The organism is Clostridium sp. LBM24168 (genome assembly GCF_052953915.1).
The window spans coordinates 268843-295109 of record NZ_CP196861.1 but is presented as its reverse complement, the minus strand read 5'-3'; the positions used below and the strand labels follow the sequence as shown (position 1 = coordinate 295109).

Annotated in this window: 25 protein-coding genes and 1 pseudogene; 5 read left to right on the top strand and 21 right to left on the bottom strand. The window is 35.6% G+C overall.

The window, feature by feature from the left end; genetic code table 11:
• The first annotated feature begins 261 nt into the window (after positions 1–261).
• The 3 genes from ACSVC9_RS01390 to ACSVC9_RS01380 are packed head-to-tail and all read left to right on the top strand — an operon-like array spanning position 262 to position 1390.
• Complete coding sequence (locus ACSVC9_RS01390) at positions 262–465, top strand: spore coat associated protein CotJA (protein ID WP_446898605.1); 204 nt, start codon at positions 262–264, stop codon at positions 463–465.
• Positions 466–479: 14 nt separating this feature from the next.
• On the top strand, positions 480–776 hold the full coding sequence (locus ACSVC9_RS01385; RefSeq protein WP_446898604.1) for a spore coat protein CotJB: 297 nt from the start codon (positions 480–482) through the stop codon (positions 774–776).
• A gap of 11 nt (positions 777–787) precedes the next feature.
• A complete protein-coding gene (locus tag ACSVC9_RS01380; RefSeq protein ID WP_446898603.1) occupies positions 788–1390 on the top strand; it encodes a manganese catalase family protein in 603 nt (200 codons plus the stop codon).
• A 28-nt stretch (positions 1391–1418) separates the two neighbouring features.
• Here the strand turns inward: ACSVC9_RS01380 and surE are convergent, their stop codons facing one another.
• The 21 genes and pseudogenes from surE to ACSVC9_RS01275 all read right to left on the bottom strand — a co-directional run bounded on the left by surE (position 1419) and on the right by ACSVC9_RS01275 (position 23365).
• Positions 1419–2186: a 5'/3'-nucleotidase SurE gene (gene surE / locus ACSVC9_RS01375; protein ID WP_446898602.1), complete on the bottom strand. Its 768-nt coding sequence runs from the start codon at positions 2184–2186 to the stop codon at positions 1419–1421.
• A gap of 29 nt (positions 2187–2215) precedes the next feature.
• A complete protein-coding gene (locus ACSVC9_RS01370) occupies positions 2216–2878 on the bottom strand; it encodes an MgtC/SapB family protein (protein WP_446898601.1) in 663 nt (220 codons plus the stop codon).
• A gap of 16 nt (positions 2879–2894) precedes the next feature.
• A complete protein-coding gene (gene addB / locus ACSVC9_RS01365) occupies positions 2895–6320 on the bottom strand; it encodes a helicase-exonuclease AddAB subunit AddB (RefSeq protein WP_446898600.1) in 3426 nt (1141 codons plus the stop codon).
• 79 nt (positions 6321–6399) lie between these two features.
• A complete protein-coding gene (locus ACSVC9_RS01360) occupies positions 6400–7353 on the bottom strand; it encodes a 2-hydroxyacid dehydrogenase (RefSeq protein ID WP_446898599.1) in 954 nt (317 codons plus the stop codon).
• A gap of 109 nt (positions 7354–7462) precedes the next feature.
• Entirely contained in the window at positions 7463–8308 is an 846-nt protein-coding gene (locus ACSVC9_RS01355) for a polysaccharide deacetylase family protein (protein ID WP_446898598.1), read from the bottom strand.
• Positions 8309–8436: 128 nt separating this feature from the next.
• A complete protein-coding gene (locus ACSVC9_RS01350; protein ID WP_446898597.1) occupies positions 8437–8799 on the bottom strand; it encodes a P-II family nitrogen regulator in 363 nt (120 codons plus the stop codon).
• 97 nt (positions 8800–8896) lie between these two features.
• The gene (locus ACSVC9_RS01345) at positions 8897–10126 is read right to left on the bottom strand and encodes an ammonium transporter (protein ID WP_446898596.1); all 1230 of its coding nucleotides are present in this window, start codon (positions 10124–10126) and stop codon (positions 8897–8899) included.
• A 138-nt stretch (positions 10127–10264) separates the two neighbouring features.
• Complete coding sequence (locus tag ACSVC9_RS01340; protein WP_446898595.1) at positions 10265–11692, bottom strand: hypothetical protein; 1428 nt, start codon at positions 11690–11692, stop codon at positions 10265–10267.
• Between the two features lie 31 nt (positions 11693–11723).
• Positions 11724–13118 carry an ATP-binding protein gene (locus ACSVC9_RS01335; protein WP_446898594.1) on the bottom strand — a complete coding sequence of 465 codons (1395 nt, stop codon included), beginning with the start codon at positions 13116–13118 and terminating at the stop codon, positions 11724–11726.
• Between the two features lies 1 nt (position 13119).
• The gene (locus ACSVC9_RS01330; protein WP_446898593.1) at positions 13120–13809 is read right to left on the bottom strand and encodes a response regulator transcription factor; all 690 of its coding nucleotides are present in this window, start codon (positions 13807–13809) and stop codon (positions 13120–13122) included.
• 92 nt (positions 13810–13901) lie between these two features.
• Positions 13902–15716 carry an ABC transporter ATP-binding protein gene (locus ACSVC9_RS01325; protein WP_446898592.1) on the bottom strand — a complete coding sequence of 605 codons (1815 nt, stop codon included), beginning with the start codon at positions 15714–15716 and terminating at the stop codon, positions 13902–13904.
• Positions 15713–17806, bottom strand: coding sequence for an ABC transporter ATP-binding protein (locus ACSVC9_RS01320; protein WP_446898591.1), 2094 nt, complete (start codon positions 17804–17806; stop codon positions 15713–15715). Before ACSVC9_RS01320 ends, ACSVC9_RS01325 begins: the two co-directional genes overlap by 4 nt.
• A gap of 15 nt (positions 17807–17821) precedes the next feature.
• Complete coding sequence (locus tag ACSVC9_RS01315) at positions 17822–18265, bottom strand: MarR family winged helix-turn-helix transcriptional regulator (RefSeq protein WP_446898590.1); 444 nt, start codon at positions 18263–18265, stop codon at positions 17822–17824.
• Between the two features lie 161 nt (positions 18266–18426).
• Positions 18427–18861 carry a DUF134 domain-containing protein gene (locus ACSVC9_RS01310; RefSeq protein WP_446898589.1) on the bottom strand — a complete coding sequence of 145 codons (435 nt, stop codon included), beginning with the start codon at positions 18859–18861 and terminating at the stop codon, positions 18427–18429.
• A pseudogene (locus ACSVC9_RS01305) lies at positions 18831–19007 on the bottom strand (Fur family transcriptional regulator); the annotation flags it as partial. The gene ACSVC9_RS01310 and the pseudogene ACSVC9_RS01305, both read right to left, overlap by 31 nt.
• A 37-nt stretch (positions 19008–19044) precedes the next feature.
• Positions 19045–19401 carry a NifB/NifX family molybdenum-iron cluster-binding protein gene (locus ACSVC9_RS01300; RefSeq protein WP_446898588.1) on the bottom strand — a complete coding sequence of 119 codons (357 nt, stop codon included), beginning with the start codon at positions 19399–19401 and terminating at the stop codon, positions 19045–19047.
• A 47-nt stretch (positions 19402–19448) separates the two neighbouring features.
• Positions 19449–19808, bottom strand: coding sequence for a C-GCAxxG-C-C family (seleno)protein (locus ACSVC9_RS01295; protein WP_446898587.1), 360 nt, complete (start codon positions 19806–19808; stop codon positions 19449–19451).
• Positions 19809–19811: 3 nt separating this feature from the next.
• Positions 19812–20645, bottom strand: a complete 834-nt coding sequence (locus ACSVC9_RS01290) for an Mrp/NBP35 family ATP-binding protein (protein WP_446899780.1) — start codon at positions 20643–20645, stop codon at positions 19812–19814.
• A 105-nt stretch (positions 20646–20750) separates the two neighbouring features.
• Positions 20751–21599, bottom strand: a complete 849-nt coding sequence (locus ACSVC9_RS01285; protein WP_446898586.1) for a 4Fe-4S binding protein — start codon at positions 21597–21599, stop codon at positions 20751–20753.
• 214 nt (positions 21600–21813) lie between these two features.
• Positions 21814–22176 carry a sulfite exporter TauE/SafE family protein gene (locus tag ACSVC9_RS01280; protein WP_446898585.1) on the bottom strand — a complete coding sequence of 121 codons (363 nt, stop codon included), beginning with the start codon at positions 22174–22176 and terminating at the stop codon, positions 21814–21816.
• Between the two features lie 52 nt (positions 22177–22228).
• The gene (locus tag ACSVC9_RS01275) at positions 22229–23365 is read right to left on the bottom strand and encodes an ROK family protein (protein ID WP_446898584.1); all 1137 of its coding nucleotides are present in this window, start codon (positions 23363–23365) and stop codon (positions 22229–22231) included.
• A 165-nt stretch (positions 23366–23530) separates the two neighbouring features.
• Between ACSVC9_RS01275 and ACSVC9_RS01270 the strand changes: the two genes are divergently transcribed.
• Together ACSVC9_RS01270 and ACSVC9_RS01265 are read left to right on the top strand one after the other, a co-directional pair.
• Positions 23531–23806 carry an ArsR/SmtB family transcription factor gene (locus ACSVC9_RS01270; protein WP_446898583.1) on the top strand — a complete coding sequence of 92 codons (276 nt, stop codon included), beginning with the start codon at positions 23531–23533 and terminating at the stop codon, positions 23804–23806.
• Between the two features lie 13 nt (positions 23807–23819).
• Complete coding sequence (locus ACSVC9_RS01265; protein WP_446898582.1) at positions 23820–26255, top strand: CoA-disulfide reductase; 2436 nt, start codon at positions 23820–23822, stop codon at positions 26253–26255.
• Positions 26256–26267 lie beyond the last annotated feature (12 nt).

Genomic DNA, 26267 nt, shown 5'->3' with positions numbered 1-26267 from the left:
CAACATGTATAAAAGCATATAACTGGAGGGTATACAAATATATATGATACACGGAGGTTTACATAAATTTAACTGCATAAATATTAAAATTCACTAAATAATACACTAACATGATTATACCATTAAATTCACCCATATTAAACCTCTATTGATAAATTTTATAGATCAATTTATATTAACAATATTTATATGTGCTGAATATATTGACATTGTAAACAACTATTAGAGGTGAAAACATTGTATCCAAATTTCATGCCTTATATGGCTCCGAACATGGGACCCAATATGCAACAAAACATGGGGCCCAATTTCATGCCCACTCCAAATATGATGCCGCACATGCAGCTTGCAAGAGTTTATATCATGCCACAGCCTTTTATTGGATTACTGCCACTCAAGGAAGCACTGATGGAGGGGACTGTATTTCCAAATCTTGTCAAGCCATACAATCCGAAAAAACGATAATTAGGAGGGGAACCATGAAGGATAATAACAATGCCAATACTGGCAATAAAGGAAATAAATTGAGCAGAAGAAGCCTCTTGAACAAAATAAGAGAACTTGAATTTGCTGCAGTAGATCTAAATCTATACCTCGACAATTTTCCAAACAACAGGAACGCATTGTCAGCATATAACAAATATACCACCCAACTCCTTTCACTAAAAAAAGAGTATGAGGATAATTATGGCATGCTGACCAATTTCGGATCAAGTACAAGCAAATATCCATGGAGCTGGATAAACGATCCATGGCCCTGGGAATCTGAAAAATAGGAGGATAGATTATGTGGAATTATGAAAAAAAATTACAGTACCCTGTAAATATAAAGAAAAAAGACGTCCGAATGGCCAAATATCTTATAACTCAGTTTGGAGGGCCTGACGGTGAGCTGAGTGCTTCCATGAGATATTTAACCCAACGTTATACAATGCCCACTGGCAAAACAAAAGGTCTACTTACAGACATAGGTACAGAAGAACTTGCACATGTTGAAATAATAGGCGCAATGTTCCATCAGCTTGTTGAAGGTGTAACACCAAAGGAACTAGAAGCTGCTGGTCTTGGAGCAAATTACGTCCAGCACGATCATTCTCCATTTTTAGTGGATGCAAACGGTGTACCATGGACAGCTGCCTATTTCGCATCTACTGGCGACCACATTGCCGACCTGCATGAGGACCTGGCCGCAGAGGAAAAGGCTAGAATGACCTATGAACATTTATCAGACTTAACGGATGACCCTGATCTAAGGGATATACTGAGATTTCTAAGGCAGAGGGAAGTAGTTCACTTCCAGCGCTTTGGAGAAGCTCTCATGGATATACAGGGCGGCGTAGGTATGAAAAAGAATTTCTATATGAAGCCCCAAAAGGGTTCCAACTGTTGATAATGAAAATGAATAGTGAATTGCTTCACTATTCATTTTCACTTTGTTCAAATATATTTTTAACATTCTTCAATATTTCGTGATTAGTCAAATCATAGTGAAGCGGCGTAAGTGTAACATAACCTCGTTTTATATAATACATATCCGTACCCTCTACATCGTATCCCGTCAGTTTTCCCTCCTGGTAAAATCCTTTTTTGTTGTCCTCATCCTCTTTTTCCACATAAAAATCATCATACATTTTGAATCCGGTCCTGCACACCTTTATACCCTTTATATCCTCTCTCTCCAGAGGTGGTATATTGAGGCTCAACACTACATCATCCTTGAGATATCTTTGTCTTGCAATATTCAGAACCCGGCTTGCATATTCAGCCGCTATCTTATAGTCATATCCTGGTCTATTGACACCCATTGACACTGCCATGGAGGGTATTTTGCAAAGTGCAGCCTCAACTGCTGCAGAAACTGTTCCTGAATAGATCACGTCAATTCCAACATTATACCCTTCATTTATACCCGATATTACCATATCTACATCTCCTGCTATTTTATCCACTGCAACTCTCACACAATCCGCTGGAGTACCGCTTATACTGTAGGCTGCAGATTTTATTCCCTGAATTTTTTTCTGTTTTACTCCTATTCCCCTTGCTACAGTTATAGAATGGCTGCTGGCACTCTTTTGCTCTGATGGTGCAGCAATTATAACTTCATTATCTACTTCAAGGTACTTTGCCAGGGTATAAAGTCCCTGGGCATTTATTCCATCATCATTGGTCAACAATAGTTTCATCTATTTACCTCCAAATCAATCATATATTATCAATTTACATCAACATTTTTTACATGTTCTACTTTAAGAAGGTTTACCATAACCTGGTTTGTATCATTTTGACTTTTACTGTACAGCCTAAATGTGATCCTTACTTCAGGCTCCTTACCATTTTTGTTCCGATGTCTGTTTACCTGTATATTTGATATCTTTATTTCCAAATTTTTAAGTACATCCAGCGAGGGATTTACCCCTTCTACCGACATATCTGCCTTTACAATTGAATACAGTGCACTTCTTTGAAGTTTGTTAAGTATTTCAAGTCCTACAAGTATAAGAATAGTCGCACTCGCACCTGGTATATACATTCCAGCTCCAATTGCAAGACCAATACCTGCAGTAGCCCATAATCCAGCTGCAGTGGTAAGGCCTTTAACATACTGGTGTTCTACTATTATAGTTCCTGCCCCGAGGAATCCAATTCCGCTTACAACCTGTGCTGCTACCCTGCTTGGATCAAGTCCAACTGAAGCAATTCCTTCCAGATCAAAAAAACCATATTTTGATACAAGCATTATAAGCGCACTTCCCATCGAAACTACAAAATGGGTTCTAAGTCCTGCATTCTTAAAATGACTTCTTCTCTCGAAACCTATAAGTGCCCCAAGCACACCTGCCAGGAGCAACCTCAATATCATCTCCCATTCATTCATTGCAACACCTCCTCTATCAATCATTTACTTGATTTTCTATATCCCTCCATATCTCATCAACACTCTTTTTCTCAAGTACATTGTATTTACTACCCTTTATTGAAGTATCAAATTGACATATGGCAGAATAAATACAAAAATCACAACCACTTTTCGATTTCTCCTTATAGGGGTAAATTTCTATGTCACCTTCAAGTATTCTTTCACAGAGGCTTGCCATCATAACTTTAACGTATTTTCGCAGCATATTGAATTGATCCAGAGTAGCAACTGAAGATCTACTATATGAAATACTGCCATCTTTTTTTATAGAAGCAGGCAATATATCTGAGACTCCATCTATGCTGCTGTCCATGTCCTTTATTATATCAGGATCATCAAGCAGAAGTCCGTTCATCTTAAGGCTTTTTACTATACTTTCCTCTATTTCTTCATGTGTCATTCCATCCTTCCCGTTGATTATGGGATCATCTAATCTAAAGTAAAGCATACCTCCCGGAAGGGCATTCTTCCCTGCTTTATTTTCAATTTCAGAGAGTACTATATCCAGATATACAAGGAGCTGTATTTGAAGCCCATAATAAAGATCTGAAATATCAAATTCTTTTACTCCGGATTTATAGTCTATTACCCTTAGATAATTTGCTCCATCCCGCCTCATTACATCTATTCTGTCTACCCTTCCTGAAAGGCTTATTTCTTCACCTGAATGAAGTTTGACTAAAATAGGTGGGAAATCCCCCGATCCTCCAAAAGACATCTCATATCCCGCTGGATCGAATTTGCTCTTTTTTATGTGTTCCATCACAAGCCATGTGGCCCTCGTAACAACTCTTTTCAATCTCGATACAATATGCCTATATCTATTTGAGCTGTTTAATATGGAATTCGGCCTTTCCCCCAGCATATTTTCTATCACCAGAGATACATTCTCCCTGCACCATTTTTTATCTATATCTCTCCATGTCATTTTCTCCTCTTTCAATTTTGTGGAAAAAACTTGAAGGACACTATGCATGAAGCTTCCAATGTCAGGTGATGTAAGATTATATACCTTCCTCTCCCCTGCTTTCAGACCATACTGAACAAAATATGCAAATGGGCACTGTACAAATTTCTCAAGTCTTGACACAGTCATATTAAGATGTTTTCCGTAAAGGTTTCTTACTTTGCGGGTATCTAATATCTCTATTTCGTTGGTATATCGGAATCCTTCAAGTATTCTGCTCAATCTGCCACTCCACTCTTCATTTCCTTTATACCACCTGTATACATCAAGCCATATAGAATCCATACTTTTTTTTGGGGAATCGTAATTTATATTCTGTATAAGCCTATTAAATGTCGCACCGGGTACGCTTATGGATTCCATTCCGCCCTCTGCCCCTACTCCTTCATGCAACAAATCACTTTCCTCTACAAGCCCTGGGAAAAGCTTTTTTATCCTGGATATTATAATAGATGGTCTTTTTGGCTTTCCCTCATCATCCCCTATTGCATAGCTGATCCTCAAATAGCTACTCATTATAGTCAAGGTTGTATAGATAAGGAACCTCTCTTCAAAAGCTCTAGTCCTGCTGTTTTCCACAAGTTCTAAGCCTATATCCTTGAGTTCATCCCTATCTCCATCTGTAAGAATTCCATCAGAGGATATACAGGCAGGAAAAATTCCGTCATTTACCCCAACTATATAAAGTGCCCTTACATCGTGGCTTCTTATCCTTGTAACACTCCCAACAAGTACCTGGTCAAGGGAAGGTGGTATAATTCCTATTTTATATTCACTGAATCCAGCCTCAAGTACCTGGCTAAATGTATCTATGCTGAATATGTCATCACCTATAGTATCCACCATCTGGTCTAGAGTATCTACAACCATATTCCATATCTGGCTGTATTCTTTAACCTTGTCAAGACGCGATTTTTCCTTGAATTCTGCTATTATACTTTCAATTTTCTCAGGTATTTTTATATCACACATAAAATTATAGAGCCCAATGCATTTATCTTTTCCACTCTTCCTACCCTTGATGGATGTGGACAATTTTAAAATAGGTTCTCTTACCCTGTCTCTTATGGAATTTATCCTTTGTAAAATTTCTTCCTGATTGTTATCCTTGTTTTCACTCATACTGTAACTCATTTTGAACTCCCAGGGTTCTTTCATTGTCCACTTCGATCCTTTTATACCATTTTCTAGGACATAGTTTTCAAGCAAATCTATATCTTCATTATCAAAATCCAAAAGCCATGTTTTCAAATATCTGAACACAGATTCATAGGACCAGTTTTTGGAGAGAATCTTCACTGCAGAAATTATCAAAACTATAATTGGATTATCATCTATGTCCCTTTTCTTATCGATAAAGCATGGTATATCATACTCTGTAAACACAGCTCTTATTATATTTTCATAGCCTTCCAGATCGCCACTTACAACTGCTATATCTCTGAATCTGAAAGCTTTGTCCCTACATAGTGAAATTATGTCCCTTGCTGTATTTTCCACTTCACTGTATTTATTCAACGACCTGAATATCCTTATATTTTTTGGTCTGTATTCATATTGTGTATATGGATATGAAAGCATATAACTTTCCAGATGCTGAAGTTCTTTACTGCATTTAAATTTATAACAGGGTTTGTTGTTTAAGGTGACAGGTCTTTCATAGGATATGCTATTTTGTGATGCTATTTTAAGAAGCTTTTTCTCTGTAGTTCTGCATGGCATAAAGAGATCATCAGTCGAATCCATACAAAGTGTAAAATTCACTTTATCTGCCCTTACCATTATTTTTTCCAATATCCTATATTCCAGTGGAGTAAAAGTTGAAAATTCATCCACCCATACCTGCGCATCATCAAACATATTTGATTCATCCAGCCTTTGTAACAGTATGTCAAGCTCATCTTCATCATCTATATAATTTTCTTTCATTCTGCTCTGGAATTGCGAAAACACAGTTGATATATCATTCAGTTTTTTCTCAAGAATAGGATTTTTCACCTTATCTACAATATTCCTTAATCCATCAGAAGTTATACTGTATCTTTTTAACTCCTTTATAGTTCTTGAAACACCAGATACAAAGCCTTTCTTTCTTATTCCTTTTTTGAATAATTTAAGTTTATCTCTATTTTCCTCAAGTATTTTGTATAAAAGTATATTCTTGCCAGAATCATTGATATGTTTATTTACTCCGCCTCCAACCTCATCGAGAACATGGTCTGCCATTCTTCTGAAACTGAGAATTTTTACTTTTAACATGCCATTATGGCCTATACTCTCTATTATATTTTTTTCGGTCTGAAATGAGAACTGTTCTGGTACAATCAATATAAGGGGACTTGATATGCCATGTTCAATTTTTCTTCTAATATCCTGAAAACAATAATAACTTTTTCCACTTCCAGATCTGCCATATATAAATTTTATGCTCATAGATATCCCCCCTAAATATTTATATGTATAATATATTAAATAAAGCCTTGAAAATATGCAAGGCTTTATTTAATATATACTAAAATTTTACTATGTTCTGAGGCTCTCCATCCAGCCATTTAGTTATATTGTCAAAGGTTATATTGGCCCTTCTTACCATAGCCTCCTTTGTCGCAAATCCTATATGTGGAGTAAGTACCGTATTTGGCGCATCCAGAAGTGGATAAGCACTGTCAAGAGGTGGTTCACTATCAAATACATCTATTCCCGCCCCTCCAAGTTTTCCATCTTTTAATGCCTGGGCAAGGGCTACATTGTCGATAATAGGTCCTCTTGCTGCATTTATGATCAGTGCACTGTTCTTCATCAAAGCAATTTTTTCCTTGCTTATGAGACCTTTTGTATCATCGTTTTGAGGAAGGTGTATTGAAACCACATCACTTTTTGAAAGCAGTTCATCCAGAGTTACATACTTCACACCTATAGTCTCAAGTTCCTGTTTCTTACTTCTATTATATGCAAGAACACCGCATCCAAATGCTTTTGCCAGTTTACATACAGTAGATCCAATAGCTCCAGTTCCAACAACACCAAATATTTTTCCACTCAGGTCGCTCTGGCTGTATCCCTCTTTTGCCTTTCCTTCCCTGGTAAACTTGTCTAATGGTACGATGTTTCTTAGCATAGATAAAGTCAGCCCTATAGCGAGTTCAGCTACAGAATTTGTACTATACCCTGCCGCATTTGAAACGATCACATTCTTGCTGCATGCTTTCAATTCAACATGGTCGACTCCTGTAAAAGCTATGGACATCATCTTAAGTTTGTCATCTGCAGCTATTACTTCACCTTTAAGTGGCATGTTTGCAAGTACAATTACATCTGAATCCTTGACCCTCCCTTTCAAAACCTCTACATTTGTAACCTTATTGTTATAAATCACAAGTTCATGTCCCCTGTCTGTAATCGGTTTCGCAATATTTCTAAGTTCCTCTTCAGAAAGTCCAAGCGGTTCAATAACTGAAATCTTCATAATCATCCCTCCATACACCATAATTTTATATAGATTTAATTTTAAAGTAAAATCCATATAAAAACAAGGACATATATGGAAATAATCCTGCATGTCCTTATTTTAAAATTTAATTGTGAAACATTTTTTTCATAAATTCATAATCACTTTTTGTTATAGGTCTAAATACATATCCATCATCTTTTAACATTTTTATAATTATTGGAAGAGCCTGCACTGTAGTCTGCTTAGTTGCAGCATCATGCATGAGTATTACCATTCTTTCATTACCGGTATAATATTTTTTAAAATTGTTCACAAGCATTTCTACTGTCGGATGATGATATCTACCATCTCCCGTTTCCTCATTCCAATCTACATATACATAACCTTCATTTTCTGCGGCCTTCTTATATAAGGTTCTTCCAAATGATCCGCCTGGAAATCTTATAAGTTCACTTTCGAAATCTCCTATTACAGAATGTATGATATTCTCATTTTTCTTTAGATCATCTAAAAAATTCTGTGGATTTGAATACAAATATTCATAATTGTGAGAATAGGTATGATTACCTATACTATGACCTTCCGCCTTTTCACGTTTGAGTAATTCAGGATTTTCTCTTGCCATGCTTCCAATCACAAAAAAGGTGGCTCTAATATCATATTTTTTCAATATGCTTAATATCTGAGGAGTAACATTTGCACTTGGTCCATCATCAAAGGTAAGATATGCAACTTTTCTGCCTTCAGGCAACTTGTCATCTGATAAGTTGTTCCCATCAGCCTGCTTTTCAACCTTTTTTGCGGCATCCTCCTTTTTTAACATGATATTACTTGCAGCTATTTTCCTATCTCGAATCCTGCTGCTTTGCTGGGCAATTTTAAATCCAGCCACAGTTGACAGAAAAAATAAAGCAGCAACAACAAATGTAAAATAAACCTTGCTAATGTCTGTCTTTCTTCTTTTCCTCATAATACCAATCTGCTCCCCCTTGTGTCATTGTACATTTGATACATTCATTTTACTATAAAAAATTACAAAAATTTGTACAAATCTACAACAAAAGGTTACAAATTGGTTACAAATTGGCTAGGATAATTTTACTTTTTGTATTGGAGAGCAGCCTTTCCCTCATCTCCAGTACTTATACGTATAACATTTTGTACATCATATACAAATATTTTACCATCGCCCATATCTCCAGTATGGAGAACTTTCTTTGCGGTTTCCACTACAGTTTCAACAGGTACTTCACAAACTACGACTTCTACTTTTATTTTCGGGAGCAGATTTATCTCCATAGTCAGTCCACGATAGTACTCCTTGTGGCCTTTTTGCATCCCGCAGCCTAAAACATTTGTAACAGTCATTCCTGCAATTCCAATTTCACCAAGGGCTTTCTTCAAATCCTCAAATTTCCCCTGTGAAGTAATAATATCTATTTTTGTAAGTTTGTCAGCCATGTTTATACCCTCCTTTAATATACATTTTTATATTATAATCCCTATAATTAATTCTATTCTAATTTACTAAATTTAGTCAATAATCCAATCAAATTTATCAGCTGTTCAATCCACCATAAGCTTCTTCACCATGTTCCGTAACATCCAATCCTGTTTCTTCAGCCCTGTCGCTTACTCTTATACCGCTTACGGCCTTAATTATTTTGATTATAATAAATGTAACTATTGCAGAATAAATCACACTTGCCAAAACACCTACAATCTGTATCAAAACTAATTTTGGATTCCCGTGAATTAATCCATTTGCACCAGCGGAGTTTATTGCCTGCCATGCAAATATTCCTGTTGCAATTCCTCCCCATATACCACCTACGCCATGGCATCCAAAGGCATCCAGTGCATCATCATACCCAAATTTGGATTTTGCAAACGTAACTGCTGTATAGCATATTGCTCCTCCTATCAATCCTATAAGGAGTGAGGCAAGAGGACTTACAAAACCTGCACCTGGTGTTATTGCTACAAGACCTGCAACTATTCCACTTGCAACTCCAAGAGAAGTAACTTTCTTTCTGTATGCAAGCTCGCACAGACTCCAACTCAAAGCTGAAGCGGCTGCCGCAGTATTGGTAGTTAGAAATGCATTTACTGCCACACTGTTTACACCCAGCGCACTTCCTGCGTTAAAGCCATACCATCCAAACCAAAGTACTGCAGCTCCCATGCAGGTCATAGGAAGGTTGCTTGGTTTTCCTACATTTTTTCTCTTTCCAAGCATAATTGCTGCCACAAGTGCAGATACTCCGGAACTTATGTGAACTACATCTCCACCTGCAAAATCCAGAGCTCCAAGATTCTTAAGCCATCCACCTGTACCCCATACCCAGTGGGCAATCGGGTCATAGACAAAAGTTGTCCAAAGTATTAGAAAAGCAATCCATGGTAAAAATTTCATTCTCTCTGCTATTGCTCCTGATATAAGTGCTGGAGTTATTATTGCGAACATCATCTGGAATAACATGAATACCTGGTGAGGTATTGTTGCTGAATAATCAGGATTTGCGGCAAAGCCGACCCCTTTTAATCCTGCGAAATTAAAGCCTCCTAAAAATCCTCCTATATCTGTACCAAAACTCAGTGTATATCCTATAAGTATCCACTGTACAGATACTATAGCCAGGGCTGAATAGCTGTGAAGGGTACTGTTCAAACTATTTTTTCCTCTAACCATTCCCGCATAAAATAAAGCCAATCCTGGAGTCATTATCATTACCAACGCCGCGCACATAATTACAAACGTAGTATCTATCCCACTTATTCCGTTCATAAAAAGACCTCCTTTAAAAAAATAAAAAATATTAATAAATTAGTTTTTAAGTAGTGCTTTTAAAAAAACTTATCTATATAATACATATTTTTAAGGAGATTATCAATAGTATTATTGAAAATTTATTAATTTATTATTTCATTTATTGTCTTTAAACAATTTATTCCAATCATCTACATAGCTTCCCATAGACCACTGAGACATAACCGCCTTTTCTCCATTTCTAAGTCTGAGTGTTGACTTCGGCTTGCCTATAAATCTATTGTCCTTTAAATCGTATACCCTGAGTTCGTCTGCTGTCATCACTACTATAAAATCCCTGTTTGGAGATGTATAAGCGTCTACAGCATCAGGAATACTTCTCTTAATTACGTCAAAAGATGGATATAAATCATCATAGGAAGTAAGCAATCTACTTGTCGCAGGATAAATTATATCAAAATCACCATAACTGATCCTTCCTCTCAATATCCATCTCCCACTTCTCCTTGCCAGTGCCCAATTGGTGCTTAGGTTGTTAAAATTCACATTATACTTTTTCCTGCTTATTTTTCCAAGATAAATTTCTGCACTTAATTTCATCCTGTCATTGGCATTTTTATCCAACACTTTAGAGAATTCAACCTTTTTCCCATTCAGGTTATCCATGGGAAGTACACTGAAATATCTATTTTCAGCTTCCTCATTATCCAGTGAAATAAATTCCGTTCCTATAAAAAGTATTTGACTATTTGTATTCTTTATATTTCTAATCACAGGAAATGACTTGTAAATTTCAGAATTATTTTTTATTATTGGCACTCCCCAGACTACATCTCTTTCACTACCATTTTCATATTTTTTATTAACTCCAACTTCCCAAAAGCCATTTTTTCTTGGAACCAATATGTTTTTTTTCTGGAGTATTTTATTAATCTCGCCATAAGAAGAGCTTATCCATAGAGTTCTGTAATCATATCCTCCTTCAGCTTCATTCCTGCTTTTAAGCCCAAGAAGGAGTCCCGATTTAGAAATACTATCCCTGTGTTTTCTAGACGATACCGTCTTGTAATCCTTTTTATCTATGTTATTTAATATGGCTTTGTTAGGTGCACTTCCATCTTTAGTAAAAAAGAGTACAAGCCCTTCACTGTATCTAATCATAAGATTGTCACTTATCTGCACAAAATCATCAAAAAAATTATTATGTGAGAATACAGTAACTACTTTTATCTGCTTCTGATTTACTCCAAGGTCTTCTGGATCGATTTTCAAATTGCTATCAAAATAGCTCCTGCTGTCTACAATTTTCACTTTAAAATTAGGCTTATTACAGATCAGATTATTGAATTTTACCTCTTCTCCATTGAAAATAGCTTTCTTATTTATCATATTTTCAGCATCGTACCTTGATATAGGAGAATCTCCCACAAAAACATATCTACTTGCAGTCCATGTACCCTCAATAGGCAGATTTATAGTTTTTCTAAGGTTTATTGGAGAATTTAATGATAAATTTACATTTTTATAGACTATTAGTATTAAAATTGAAGTCAGTATTATTAACAGAATATTTATCTTCTTCAAAAAACCACCTTTTTCTGATAATTAAATACATTTAATCATTACTACAAGGAATTGACACTACAATTTCCGTTCCATTTCCATATTTACTGTTTACATCGAGCTTTCCATTATGCAGCTCAACTATCTCCCTACATATAGAAAGTCCTATTCCATTGCTTGATTTATCACTTTTTCCCTTAAAAAACTTTTCAGTAACTCTTGGAAGATCCCACTTGGGTATTCCAATTCCATTGTCTTTTACAATTATAAAAAGACAATCTCCCTGTATTTTTACTTTCAATTCTACAGTACCACCTTCGGGTGTAAATTTAAATGCATTGTCAAGCAGATTTGTCAGCAGCTGCTTAATCCTGTTTTCATCCAGAAGGATTAGTGGAATATCTTCCTGAATATGAACCTCGAATTTCAATTTTTGTCGTTCCGCCCTGAGAGACATCTGTTTCTCCATATATTTTATAATTTTTCCTATATCTACATGTTCCATATTCAATACCATCTTTCCCGATATGAATTTGGAAAAATCCAGTAGTTCTTCAACCATTGCAGTTAATCTGTCACTCTCATTTTCTATTATCTCGAGACCGTCAATTATTTCCTCTTTATTTTCAAGATATCCCGTACGAATGGTTGCCGCCCATCCTTTTATTGAAGTAAGCGGTGTTCTCAGCTCATGAGATATAGATGCTATAAATTCATTTTTAAGTTTATCATTTTTAAGTATTTCATCTGCCATAAAATTCAAGGTTTCGGAAAGTTCACCTATTTCATCATTTCTTTTTTTTGTGATTCTCTCTTTAAATCTTCCCTGTGCCATTTTTCTTGCCATTTCCGTTACTTCACTCAACGGTTTTGTTATAGTATTCGATATGAGAATACTTATTAAGCCGGACATCAATATTACAATAAAACCTATAAGTATGAGCATAAGTGCTATTTTTTTTATTATCAAATCCACAGGTGAAAGTGAAGTCACAAATCTCAATATCCCTTCCACCTTTCCAAAAGATCCAAGAGGTCCGGATACACAGAGAAGTCTTTCTCCTGTTGTATTATCAATTTCCACAGAAACCCCTATGTCACCCTTTAATGCCATGTTTATATCCTCACCATTCATTGCCCCGGGAATATAGTTTCCTATGGAATCCATAAGCATCTTTTTTGATGTACTTATAACCTGTACTTCAGCGGAAGTGTTCTTCCAGAATATATCTGCATTGTCCTTTATATTTTTTTTCAGTGAAGATGATGAAAGATAACTGTTATAAAAATCCATAGAAACTCTTATCTGATTCGTGACCATATTTTCCATATTTTTATAATAATATCTTCTTATGGATAATATCAGAAAAATCTCAAGCACGGATACTGTTATAACAATTATTAGAAGATAACTTATTATCATCCTGCGTTTAATTCCATCTTCCATATTAATTTTCTCTCCATCTATAACCTATTCCCCATATAGTTTCTATAACCTTCGGTTTGGATGAGTTTTCCTCTATCTTCTCGCGAAGCCTTCTTATATTAACATCCACTACTTTAGTATCACCTATATAGTTATACCCCCAGACCAAATTCATGAGTTCATTGCGGCTGAATGCTTTCCCGGCATTCTCCATGAAGGTTTTCATAAGCATATATTCTTTTGGGGTAAGATCAATTTCCCTATCACCTTTGTAAGCTTTCATGGCATCATCGTCTATTTTATATTTTCCTGAAACGATTATATCATTTTTTTCTTCCTGATCCTGAATTCCTATCCTCCTAAGAAGTGAATTGACCCTGGCTATCAACTCAAGTGGGTTGAAGGGCTTTATCATATAATCATCCGCACCAAATTCAAGACCCATTATCTTGTCCATATCTTGACTTCTGGCAGTAAGCATTATTATACCCATCCTCGGGAATTCTTTCCTCAAAATTTCACAGGTCTTAAATCCATCTATCCCAGGAAGCATTATATCTAAAATTGTGACTATTGGATTCTCCACTCTTGCTTTTTCTATAGCCATCTCACCGGTTTCAGCCTCAATTACCATAAAATCATTCCGTCTGAAGTTGATTCTCAAAAATCCTCTAATAGAGCTTTCATCCTCAACTATGAGAACTTTTTTCATTTACAAAGACCTCCAAATATATAGTAGTACTCCTTCGGTAATTATAGCACAGTTTAACAAATATCATGTTAATTTTAAAATACATTTATAAATTAAGCTGCACTAAACTGGCTGTTATATAGACCGGTATACACGCCGCCTTTTTCAAGTAATTCACTGTGTCTACCCTGCTCCACAATATTTCCATGATCCATGACAAGTATTAAATCAGCATCACGAATTGTTGACAGCCGATGAGCAATTATAAAACTAGTGCGGTCTTTCATGAGATTATCCATCGCCTTCTGAATCTGTACTTCCGTACGGGTATCCACGGAACTAGTGGCTTCGTCAAAAATAAGTATTCTGGGATCTGCAAGTATGGCTCTTGCAATTGTCAGCAATTGTTTTTGCCCCTGTGATACATTTGTAGCTTCCTCATTTAAAATCATACCGTAGCCATCAGGAAGTGTATGAACAAATCCATCTACGTGTGCTGCCTTTGCAGCTTCAATAACTTCCTCATCAGAGGCATCAAGCCTTCCATATCTTATATTCTCCATTATACTTCCATTGTAAAGCCAGGTATCTTGAAGAACCATTCCAAATATGGAACGAAGATCACTTCGTGTGAAAGTCCTTATATCATTGCCGTCTATAAGTATTGAACCGTCATTTATATCATAAAAACGCATGAGCAGCTTTATTATTGTTGTCTTCCCCGCTCCAGTAGGCCCTACAATTGCAATTCTCTGGCCCGGCTTAACGGAAGCAGAAAAATCATTTATTATTATATCATCTTGATTATAGCCGAAACGAACATTTCTGAATTCGATGCTTCCCTTTATATTTTCAATTTTTACAGTTTCCGATGTTTCAGGAACTTCTTCATCCTCTTCCAGGAATTCGAATATACGTTCTGCTGAAGCCGCTGTCTGCTGAAGTATATTGGAAATATTGGCAATCTGTGAAATAGGCTGTGTAAATGAACGGACATACTGCGTAAATGCCTGTATATCACCAACCTCAATTGCCTTTTTTACTACAAGCCATCCTCCTAAAATACATATTCCCACATATCCTAAATTTCCTACAAAATTCATCACAGGCATCATTATTCCCGATAAAAACTGCGATTTCCAAGCTGCTCCAAAGAGTTTCCCGTTCATACTATCAAACTCACCGATACTTTTCCTTTCACCATTGAACGCTTTCATGACAATATGCCCGCCGTACATTTCTTCAACATGCCCGTTCAAATGCCCAAGATAATCCTGTTGTTGCTTAAAATATTTTTGAGAATGTTTTACAATGACAGCTATGAGTCCCATGGATATTGGAATTATGCAGAGTGCCAGAAGAGTCATCTGCCAACTTATAGTAAACATCATGATCATTACGCCAATAATAGTTGTAACAGATGTAATAATCTGTCCCATGCTCTGATTGAGAGTCTGGCTTAAAGTATCTACGTCATTTGTAACCCGTGACAGTACTTCTCCATGATTGGTCCTGTCAAAATATCCCAATGGCATTCGATTGATTTTTTCAGAGATGTCCTTTCTGAATTTATAACTTACCTTCATGGATATCCCCGACATAATCCATCCTTGAACATATGCAAACAACGCACTTATCACATACAAAATCGCAAGAAGAACAATTATACTGCATATATAATTAAAATCTATACTGCCAGTACCTGATATTTTTTGCATAACTCCCTCAAATAATTTGGTGGTAGCCTTTCCAAGTATTTTGGGACCTACTATAGAAAATATAGTACTTACAATTGCAAATATCAATACAACAACTAGTAGTATTTTATAATCACTTAAATACCCAACAAGTTTTTTCATGGTCGGTTTGAAATTATGGGCTTTCTCGCCGCCTTGAATCATGGCCCCGGGGCCTCTATTCTTGCTCATGCCAATTCCTCCTTAGATAATTGTGATAGTGCAATTTCCCTATATGTAGGACATTTTTCCATAAGTTCTTCATGAGTGCCTATGCCAACTATGCTGCCTTCGTCAAGAACTATTATCTGATTGGCATTTTTTATTGTGGAAATACGCTGTGCCACAGTCAAAACAGTGCTTGATTTTGTCTCAGGTTTGAGTGCCTTTCTCAACCTAGCGTCTGTTTTAAAATCCAGAGCTGAAAAGCTGTCATCAAATATATATATTTTCGGTTTTTTTACAAGAGCACGAGCAATTGAAAGTCGCTGTTTCTGTCCGCCGGAAACATTATCTCCCCCCTGGGAAATTTCACTTTTGAATCCCTCTGGTTTCTCATCAATAAATTCTTCAGCCTGAGCAATTCCCACTGCTTTTTTTATATCATCTTCTGTTGCATTTTCCCTAGCATACCTCAAATTTGATTCGATAGTACCTTTAAACAATGAACCTTTTTGTGGTACGTAGCCTATTAAATTTCTTAGTTCATTCTGGGTAACATTTCTTATATCAATTCCATCAATTGTAATACACCCTTTAGTTACATCATAAAAACGTGGAATCAGATTAATTAGAGTCGATTTTCCTGAACCTGTGGATCCGATAAAGGCAGTTGTCTGTCCAGGCAGTGCCTTGAAGCTTATATTTTTGAGTGCATATTCTTCTGCCCCTTCATATCTGAAAAAAACATCTCTGAATTCTATTACTCCCTTTACCTTGCCATTAAAGTGTACCGGCTTTTCAGGATCTACAATAGATGGACTTATTTTCAGGACTTCGTTGATTCTCCTGGCTGAAACAGACGCTCTAGGTATCAAAATAAACATAAATGACATCATGAGAAAAGCAAATATTATCTGGATAGCATACTGCATAAATGCCATCATATCTCCTACCTGCATGCTTGAATTTGCAATCTGATGTGCTCCAACCCATACTACCAATATAGTAACTCCATTCATTATGAGCATCATTGCCGGAAACATAATCGACATTATACGGTTTATAAAAAGATTTGTATCCGTCAGATCCCGATTTGTCCCGTCAAACCTTTTCTCTTCAAATCTCTGGTTGTTAAAAGCTCTTATTACCATCATTCCAGATAGATTTTCACGTGTAATTAGATTCAACCTGTCAACCAATTTTTGAACAATCTTGAATTTTGGAAATGCAATTGCAAACATGCATCCAATCAATCCAAGCAAAACTATAACTGCCAGGGCAATGATCCATGACATGGATGAGCTGTTGTTGACAGCCCTAACAATTCCTCCGATTCCTAAAATTGGAGCATATATAATCATTCTTATACCAAGAAAAATAACAAGCTGTATCTGGGTAATATCATTTGTAGTTCTTGTTATCAGAGAAGCTGTAGAAAACTTATCAAATTCACCACTGGAAAAGCTCTCAACTTTTGCAAATAAATCTTTTCGCAAATTCCGGCAAAATCCCGCTGCAGTTCTCGCAGCCAGGAATCCCACCAGCACAGTACAGACTACACTCAGGAGAGAAAAAAGCAGCATAATTATTCCTGTATGTATAATATAATTTTGCTGTATTTTATCTGTATTTATTCCAAGCATGGTGTACTCAGCTTTTACAGAACCTACCGCAGCCTGCGTAATCATATCTTGACTAAGCAAAGCAAATTTCTTGTCAGCTCCGGAAACAGCAAGAAAAGCTCTGCCCATTATGGGATTCATCTTGTCAATTTCTGATTTTGCAGTACTTTTTAAAACATATACTGGCCCATTTTTCAATCCTGGATAATCTTTGGCATATTCGTCATAATTTGGGCTTGATCTGTCAATCAAACTATAATTTTTCATAATTTCAGATCTATTGCTTTCGCTCATGAACAGTACAAGCTTATTCATGTCAGATGACCTCATCGCCTTTGGCACGGCATTTTCAATTCCATTTTGCTGTATTCCAATATTTACAATATTGGACATATAATCCGGAAGTGACAGGTCGCACATCGCCTGTACAAAAAGTAAAATTATTGCACCTGCGACCAACGCAATAAATGGCTTCAAATATTTCAACAACTTAAGCATTATTTCACCTACTCCTTATTTTATTTCCTGTCTGTCCATAACCCTCTCCAGTGTAATAAGCCCTCTGCTTATTACATTCATTTCCTCACCGGTTGCACTGTCAACCATAGATTGGAACGTACCATAAACTTCATCGTGCTTTGATCTGGCAATTTTCATAAACTCAGGAGTCACATCTACATATACAACTCTCCTGTCATCCTCGCTCCTGATTCTACTTACCCATCCCTGTTTTTCCATTCTGTCCACAATTCCTGATACAGTACTGTTTGACAGACCGATTTTCCGGCTTAAATCACTTATTTTTATTTTACCATTATGAATCAGCGTAATAGCCACAAACACCTGCGGTGCGGTCATATTAAGCTCCTTGAAATGATTTTCCACGTCTTTGTGAACATTTCTCATAACCCTTTTTATAATTTTAAGCAGGTACATGGCATCTTGAACATCATTCATGTAATATTTTTCCCCTTTTTGGATATATTTCGCATCAATATATTTCGTATGCAAAATATATTTTAATACTATAACACCCTTCAGTCAACACTTTTTTATATTAAAAAAGTGGATAAACCACTTTGGTTTTATCCACTTTGGTTTTATCCACTAAAACTAATTTAATCTTTGCACCATCTTTTACAAAAGCCGGCCTTTTTACTACAAGCTACTTTATTTGAACCACACACAGGACATGCATATTTGTCATTCTCATATTTTATCTCATACACATTTCCGCAATTAAGACATTTAAATTTACAAAATGTAGCCTTATAATTTCCTCCATTTATTCTTATTGCATTGCCTTCTGTAAGAGCAACAGCTACTTTTTTTCTTGCACTGTCGATGATATTTTGGAATGTCTGCCTGGACACCTGCATTTTTTTTGCACACTCTTCCTGATTCAGTCCCTCAATATCCTTGAGTCTCATTGCTTCAAGCTCCTCTACCTTCAAAACCATTTCCTCAATCTTGCATCTAGGTTTCCCCCATGGGACAAAGTAGGTATCCTCCGGGAAAAATTCTACTCTTCTAAATTTTGTCGGCCTTGGCATTTTAAAACCTCCCTGCATTTGCTGCATATTCCGAATAAAACAATATTCTTGCTATCATCTATATATATTATATCATTGCAATTAATACATTTAAAATGAATATGAAGAGGTTTTTTACTGTATATTTTTAATTCATAATAGCTCATTCCATATCCAAATATCCACCTCACAAATTGGATTTAACTAATTACTGCAATTTCCTTCATGTTGATGTTCTGTACATACACTTCCAGTAGACTTCAATTCTCCATTTATATATTTCTGTACCGCATCGTCGCACAAGCCTTGAACACCTGTAACAACCTCTATTTTATTATCTTTAAATAATTGAACTGCAGTTTTCCCCATTCCCCCTGATATTATCACATTTACATCCTTATCCTTCAAAAATACCGGTAAAAATCCCGGCTTATGTCCCGGATTTTGCACAAAGTCCTTCTTTAAAGACTTATCCTCTCCTATTTCATAAATCGCAAATCCTCCACAATGTCCAAAATGTCCACTTATTTGTTTTCCTTCACTTGCTACTGCAATTTTCATTTTTATTCCTCCCTGCATTCTATTTTTAATAATTTTAATATATTGACTTATTTAAGACATTCTCTCAAAGTTTCATAAGTATATTCTATTATTTCATCACAAGATATGCCTTTTTTCTTCAGCTTTGAGCACTCAAAGGTTCCATATTTTTCTTTTACTCTATTCATTACTTCTTTGGTGATTTTTCTCGTTTCATTTGATTCTTTACTTGTCTCTCTTCCTTTTATTGAACCTAAAGCCATTAATGCTCCAGTAACAGCTCCACAGGTAGTTCCAACAGTCATACCTGATCCAAAGGGACTTGCTATGGAAACCGGAATATTTAGTTTCTTTTCTTCATTTACGGCTTTTACAATAGATTCTGCACAATTATATCCTTCCTTGTGAAATTCCAATACTCTTTTCATCAATTATACCTCCTGTAAGCTTTTAATTATATTTTCAACTATTGGACTGAATATTGAATCTATACTATTATCTGTATTTTTATTCTTGGAAGGCAATGAGTTACATATACCGTCTACAACAGGCAATTCACCGAGAAGTTTTAAATTCATTTTATCTAAAAATTCATAAGTATTTTCTCCATTGAAAATCTTGATCTTTTTATCACAATTTGGACATTTTACATAGCTCATATTTTCAATAATACCTAAAATGTTAATATCCATTTTCTTTACCATATTTACAGCTTTTGAAACTATCATGGATACTAAATCTTGAGATACTGATACCATTATTATTCCATCAATAGGTATTGACTGCATTACAGTAATAGCTACATCTCCCGTTCCGGGAGGCATGTCAATTACCAAATAATCAAGTTCTCCCCACAACACATCTGTCCAAAACTGTTCAACAACGCTGCCTATTATAGGGCCTCTCCAAATTACAGGTTCTTCCTCATTTTCTATCAATAAGTTAAGCGATATAACTTTTATACCTTCTTTAGTAATTACAGGCGCAATATTCCCTTTTATGGATTCTGCTCTTCTATTTTTCAAATTCAGCAATCTTGGAATACTTGGTCCTGTAATATCAGCATCAAGTATACCTACTTTAAACCCTTTTTTATTAAGTTCTTTTGCCAATAATACCGAATTTGTAGATTTACCCACCCCTCCCTTTCCACTCATTACACCTATTACTTTTTTCACATTATTCATAGGATTGTTTTTAATCATACAGCTTTCTTTATCCTTTTCACATCCGTCGTTTGATGGACATGAATTACAATCTGGCATACAATCATCTCCATTTTTATAATTGGCATTTGCCATTTTTATATTACTCCTGTTTATAGTTATTGTCAAATGCCAATTATAATTTGAAATCTATACCTGTAGATTTCAGACAAAAATCTCGCTATTTGCCCGGCGGGCATAGACCTCTTCCAGCTCATGCTGATGGTAGAGGTAACCCTCATCGTCGTAATATTTGGCACCTACTGGACACTTTTTCACACAGGCACAGCATTTGATACACTTGCCGGGTACAGAAAACACATTGGTGGCATCAATGGCACCCATTGGACAGATACGGGCACATAAGCCGCACTTTACGCACTTATTCGGATCAGTCTTAGGTTTCACCTTCAATATGTTGATAGAGTTACCGTAGCGGTCTCGAGGGGTGTAGTATGGCCTTATTGGATCACAGCCAACTACGGCCACCGGCTCGGCGGGCAAGTGTTGTAGGTTTTTCACCTTCTCGGCAGTTTTTTCCCCCAACTGCACAGCTAGGGCCATATCCTTTTCATCAGGACGGCCTGCACCCAGAATTCGTGAAAATGAGTGCTCACCTACGAATGCACCTCCAGCCACGGGATAGAATCCATGGTCCCACATTACGTTGCGCAGCTCTATCAGCCCGTCGTCAAAGTTTCGATTACCGAACAGGCACACAGATACCCCAAGGGTCTTATTACCATTTATCTTCTCTTTGAGATATGGCAGCAGCAAATTTGGCACCCGACCGGCGTATACTGGAGTACCCAGCACTACCAGATCGTAAGGGCCAAAAGACTGTACATCCTTGCGATCCTTAGGTAGATTAAAGCAGAACTGCTTATACTCCACACCTAGAACCTGAGCTGCAGTCTTGGCCACACAGGTAACCACCTTTTCAGTGGTACCAGTACCGCTGAAATAGATAGCCCAAACTGTTTTAATCTTTATTTTGTATATTTCTTTTCTCATCTTAATACTTCCCTCCTCAACAATCTCAATTTTAAATTTATTGATAACGTATACATCGAGACGGCAAAACACAGCTTGGCATAAAATTATTCCTATTTTTAAATTGACATTTACTTTTTTTCATACTACTCCTATTTATAGTTATTGTCAAATGCCAATTATAATTAAATAGTCTGCCCCCAATTTATAAAAATTAGAAATAAAAAAGGACTACTTATTTTGAAAATATCATTTTTAATGATATCAAAATCATAAGTAGTCCAAAACTTTTCTTTAAAATTGCTAGTGGTATAATATGAGCTATTTTTGCACCAAAAATTGAACCAATAATTAAAAATATACACATCAATATTCCTGCTTGTAAATTAACATGTCCTTTTTTATAATAATCCATAAAGGCCAAAATACCCACTGGTGGAAGTAAAATAGCCAATGACGTTCCCTGTGCTTTTAACTGACCGAATCCACACAAGTATATCAGTGCTGGCACAATTATAACTCCACCTCCAATTCCAAACATTCCACTTAATATTCCAGCAATACTTCCAATTACAATGAATAGTACTACATTTACCATTTATATCCTCCCATTTTTACATTAAAAATTATATTTTCCAACACCAATGAGCCTATAATTTTATCATTTCTTGTATAACCATTACTGCCGCTCCTACAGCCATAGAATTATCTCCAAAATAGCCCCCACGTTTAAATTCAATTTTTGTATTCTTGTCAATATGGCACTTTTTTAATGCTATCCCTGTACAAATCTTATAAAATAAAGGTGAATGTTTAATAAGCGGACCACTTAAAATTATCAATTGAGGATTAAATAATTTTATATAGTTAGCTAGACCAGTTCCAAAATGAATTGCAGAGTTTACTATTACATTCATTGCAATTTCATTTTTATTTTCTGCCAAATTGCATACATCAATATAATTTATATCCTCCAAATCCTTTTTTATATCTATTCCTCTTCCCTTCTTTATTTCAGATATAAATTTTTGTGTTATTCTTTTTATCGATGCATAACTCTCCACACAACCATAGTTACCACACCAACATCGTTCTCCATCTATGTCTACAATCATATGACCTAAAGCATCTTCTGAATTATTTATTTTACGTATAAGTACTCCAGAGGATATCACTCCTGTTCTTATTCCTACACCACAGTTCACATACGAAATATTACTTTTATACCTTCCCAACCCAAAATAATATTCACCAATTACAGCTGTATTAGCACCATTATCAACAAATACAGGGACATCAATTTCTTTTTTCAGCATACTTTTATAAATCTCTTTATTTTCAACTACACCAATTCCAATTCCCAAAATCATAGATTTATCAATTTTTAATTTCAACATCAGATTTTCTATACAATTAGAACTAATTTCAATTAAATCACTTAAATTGTAAGAACCCTTAAAGGTTCTTTCGCTCACCACTCGAATTTTTAAGTTCGTTATAACAACCTGGATATATGTCCTTGATATATCTAAACCTATAACATAAAAATTGCCTGGATTTATGTCATATAAAATCGGCCTTCTTCCTCCAGTAGATTCACCAATTGCAGTTTCAACAATAATTTTTTCATTAAGTAAAAATTTAATGCTACGATTTAATGTACTTGATTTCATTTTGGTCATATCTAATAATTTATTTCTAGTAACGGGACCATTTTTTTGTATAATATCAACTAGGTGCTTATCTCTATTGCTAAGTGTACTTATTTTATCTATAGTATTTGGCATTATCTTATCTCCTATTATCATTTATCTATATAATAAACTCTTTTATTTATTTTGGCAATAAGTTGATAAAAATTATCTTGTTCTGATTTACTATTGACTATTTTATCGTTATATCGTAATATATAAATATAGCGATATACTTGTACTATGAAAGAGGTAGAAATTATGAATGAAGATTTTATGAAATATAATGAAAAAGCTGAAATTCTTAAGGTACTGGCACATCCAGTTAGGCTCTGTATTGTCAAAGGGTTGTTAGAAAAAGGGACCTGCAATGTAAGCAATATGCAGCATTGTCTTGAAATACCCCAGTCTACATTGTCCCAGCATATACAAAAATTGAGAACTGCAGGAATTATAGAAGGTACAAGAAATGGCCTTGAAATCAACTATAAAATTTGCAATCCAGTAGTTATAAAACTACTTGAAGTTTTATTTTAAAGGAGGATTTTTTATGAGTAAAAAAATATTGGTTGTCGGTGGAGTCGCAGGAGGAGCATCTGCAGCAGCAAGGCTCAGAAGATTGGATGAAAATTCGGAAATAGTTCTATTTGAAAAGGATGAATATATATCTTTTGCAAATTGCGGCTTACCTTATTATATAGGTGAAACAATCAAAGATAGACAGCGTCTGCTTGTACAAACACCTGAAAGCATGCATAGTAGATTTAACATAGATGTAAGAATTAACAGCGAAGTTATAGGTATAGACACTAATAAAAAAACAGTCAAGGTAAAAACTAAAAATAATGTAACCTATGAAGAAAGCTATAACTACTTAATATTGTCCCCTGGTGCAAAAGCTGTCAAACCAAAAATCGAAGGTATAGACAGTAATAGAATCTTGACTTTAAGGAATATTCCAGATACAGACAATATAAAATCATTAGTTGATAGAAAAGATATAAACAGTGCTGTAATTATTGGAGGCGGCTACGTAGGCGTTGAAATGGCAGAGAATTTAAAACAAAGAGGCCTCAAAGTTACTTTAGTGGAGGCTGCCCCTCATATCCTTGCTCCCTTCGACTCCGGTATGGTAACTGCAGTAGAAAAAGAGCTGGAACAAAATGGTGTTGGCTTGATTCTAGGTGATGGTGTAAAATCTTTTAGAGATACTGATAATGCCGTTGAAATCACTCTAAACAGCGACACAAAAATTATCGCGGATTTAGTTGTATTATCAATAGGTGTGACACCTAACACCAATTTTATAAAGGACAGTGGAATAAAGCTCGGAGCCAAGGGCCATATATTGGTAAATAATAAATTACAAACAAATATACCAAACATATATGCTGTAGGGGATGCCATCGAAGTAACAGATTTTGTGAACAAGAGAAATACTGCAATTGCCCTTGCCGGTCCTGCAAACAAGCAGGGAAGAATAGCTGCCGACAACGTAGCAGGACTTGATTCAGAATATAAAGGTACACAGGGTACTGCAATAATCAAAGTATTTGATCTAACTGCCGCAAGCACTGGAAATAATGAGAGGACTCTAAAAAAATATAATACACCATATAAAGTTATCTACATTCATCCTGCTTCCCATGCATCTTATTACCCGGAATCCTCACCATTGTCTTTAAAATTAATATTTAACAATAACGGCAAAATTTTAGGTGCTCAGGCTACAGGTTACAATGGTGTTGATAAAAGAATTGATGTCATAGCTTCAACTATGAGACTTGGAGGTACAGTATCAGATCTAACAGAACTTGAACTTTCCTATGCACCACCGTTTTCATCAGCAAAAGATCCTGTAAATATGGCAGGTTTTGTTGCTGAAAATGTTATTTCCGGTAAAATGGACATCATTACCCCTGAAGAATTTGTAAACTATGATAAAAAGGATTCCATAATCCTTGATGTCCGTTCAGATATGGAATATAACAATGGTCACATTGAAGGCGCCATAAATATTCCTGTAGATGATCTGCGAAAAAAGTTGAATGAACTTGATAAGGACAGAGAAATAATTGCATACTGTCAGGTAGGTCTAAGAGGATATATTGCTTCCAGAATACTTTCACAATATGGATATAAAGTAAAGAATATAACTGGTGGATACAAAAGTATATTGAATTTAAATTTTAAACCTGATAAATTTTATACAGACAGTAAAAATATTAAGTCCGAAGTGGCCCTTGGTTCAACTTCCTGCGATAAAACTTACGATAAGGCTCTGGATGCATGCGGACTTTGCTGTCCAGGACCACTTATGCAGGTTAAAAAATCCATTGATGAATTAGATGATGGTCAGATTCTTAAAGTAACAGCCTCAGATCCAGGTTTTTACGAAGACATAAAATCATGGTGCAATAAAACAAACAATGGACTTGTTGATTTAAGCAAAAATGGTACAACTATATCGGCACTCATAAAAAAAAACTCAGTGAATAAATTAAAAAATCCATATAGAGATGATAAAACCATCGTAGTGTTCAGCGGCGATCTGGACAAAGCAATAGCTTCTTTCATCATAGCAAATGGAGCTGCCTCAATGGGCAAAAAAGTTACAATGTTCTTTACATTCTGGGGTTTGAATATTCTGAGGAAGTCTGAAAAGATACCGGTAAAAAAAGGATTCATGGACTCCATGTTCGGCTTCATGATGCCAAGAGGCAGTAAAAAATTGAAGCTTTCAAATATGAACATGCTTGGAGTTGGTGCCAAAATGATACGGAAAGTCATGAAAAATAAAAATATAACTTCACTTGAAGAACTAATAAAATCAGCTGTAGACAGTGGAATACAGATAGTCGCCTGCCAGATGTCCATGGATGTCATGGGAATCAGAAAAGAAGAACTTATCGATGGTGTTAAAATAGGCGGTGTTGGCTACTATTTAGGAGAAGCTGAAGATTCAAATGTAAATTTATTTATCTAAAAAATAGGTACT

Excerpts from the sequence above, each read along its gene's own strand:
- ACSVC9_RS01390 (WP_446898605.1), top strand. The coding sequence starts at position 262 with ATGGCTCCGAACATGGGACCCAATATGCAACAAAACATGGGGCCCAAT.
- ACSVC9_RS01385 (WP_446898604.1), top strand. The coding sequence starts at position 480 with ATGAAGGATAATAACAATGCCAATACTGGCAATAAAGGAAATAAATTG.
- ACSVC9_RS01380 (WP_446898603.1), top strand. The coding sequence starts at position 788 with ATGTGGAATTATGAAAAAAAATTACAGTACCCTGTAAATATAAAGAAA.
- surE (WP_446898602.1), bottom strand. The coding sequence starts at position 2,186 with ATGAAACTATTGTTGACCAATGATGATGGAATAAATGCCCAGGGACTT.
- ACSVC9_RS01370 (WP_446898601.1), bottom strand. The coding sequence starts at position 2,878 with ATGAATGAATGGGAGATGATATTGAGGTTGCTCCTGGCAGGTGTGCTT.
- addB (WP_446898600.1), bottom strand. The coding sequence starts at position 6,320 with ATGAGCATAAAATTTATATATGGCAGATCTGGAAGTGGAAAAAGTTAT.
- ACSVC9_RS01360 (WP_446898599.1), bottom strand. The coding sequence starts at position 7,353 with ATGAAGATTTCAGTTATTGAACCGCTTGGACTTTCTGAAGAGGAACTT.
- ACSVC9_RS01355 (WP_446898598.1), bottom strand. The coding sequence starts at position 8,308 with ATGAGGAAAAGAAGAAAGACAGACATTAGCAAGGTTTATTTTACATTT.
- ACSVC9_RS01350 (WP_446898597.1), bottom strand. The coding sequence starts at position 8,799 with ATGGCTGACAAACTTACAAAAATAGATATTATTACTTCACAGGGGAAA.
- ACSVC9_RS01345 (WP_446898596.1), bottom strand. The coding sequence starts at position 10,126 with ATGAACGGAATAAGTGGGATAGATACTACGTTTGTAATTATGTGCGCG.
- ACSVC9_RS01335 (WP_446898594.1), bottom strand. The coding sequence starts at position 13,118 with ATGGAAGATGGAATTAAACGCAGGATGATAATAAGTTATCTTCTAATA.
- ACSVC9_RS01330 (WP_446898593.1), bottom strand. The coding sequence starts at position 13,809 with ATGAAAAAAGTTCTCATAGTTGAGGATGAAAGCTCTATTAGAGGATTT.
- ACSVC9_RS01325 (WP_446898592.1), bottom strand. The coding sequence starts at position 15,716 with ATGAGCAAGAATAGAGGCCCCGGGGCCATGATTCAAGGCGGCGAGAAA.
- ACSVC9_RS01320 (WP_446898591.1), bottom strand. The coding sequence starts at position 17,806 with ATGCTTAAGTTGTTGAAATATTTGAAGCCATTTATTGCGTTGGTCGCA.
- ACSVC9_RS01315 (WP_446898590.1), bottom strand. The coding sequence starts at position 18,265 with ATGAATGATGTTCAAGATGCCATGTACCTGCTTAAAATTATAAAAAGG.
- ACSVC9_RS01310 (WP_446898589.1), bottom strand. The coding sequence starts at position 18,861 with ATGCCAAGGCCGACAAAATTTAGAAGAGTAGAATTTTTCCCGGAGGAT.
- ACSVC9_RS01300 (WP_446898588.1), bottom strand. The coding sequence starts at position 19,401 with ATGAAAATTGCAGTAGCAAGTGAAGGAAAACAAATAAGTGGACATTTT.
- ACSVC9_RS01295 (WP_446898587.1), bottom strand. The coding sequence starts at position 19,808 with ATGAAAAGAGTATTGGAATTTCACAAGGAAGGATATAATTGTGCAGAA.
- ACSVC9_RS01290 (WP_446899780.1), bottom strand. The coding sequence starts at position 20,645 with ATGCCAGATTGTAATTCATGTCCATCAAACGACGGATGTGAAAAGGAT.
- ACSVC9_RS01285 (WP_446898586.1), bottom strand. The coding sequence starts at position 21,599 with ATGAGAAAAGAAATATACAAAATAAAGATTAAAACAGTTTGGGCTATC.
- ACSVC9_RS01280 (WP_446898585.1), bottom strand. The coding sequence starts at position 22,176 with ATGGTAAATGTAGTACTATTCATTGTAATTGGAAGTATTGCTGGAATA.
- ACSVC9_RS01275 (WP_446898584.1), bottom strand. The coding sequence starts at position 23,365 with ATGCCAAATACTATAGATAAAATAAGTACACTTAGCAATAGAGATAAG.
- ACSVC9_RS01270 (WP_446898583.1), top strand. The coding sequence starts at position 23,531 with ATGAATGAAGATTTTATGAAATATAATGAAAAAGCTGAAATTCTTAAG.
- ACSVC9_RS01265 (WP_446898582.1), top strand. The coding sequence starts at position 23,820 with ATGAGTAAAAAAATATTGGTTGTCGGTGGAGTCGCAGGAGGAGCATCT.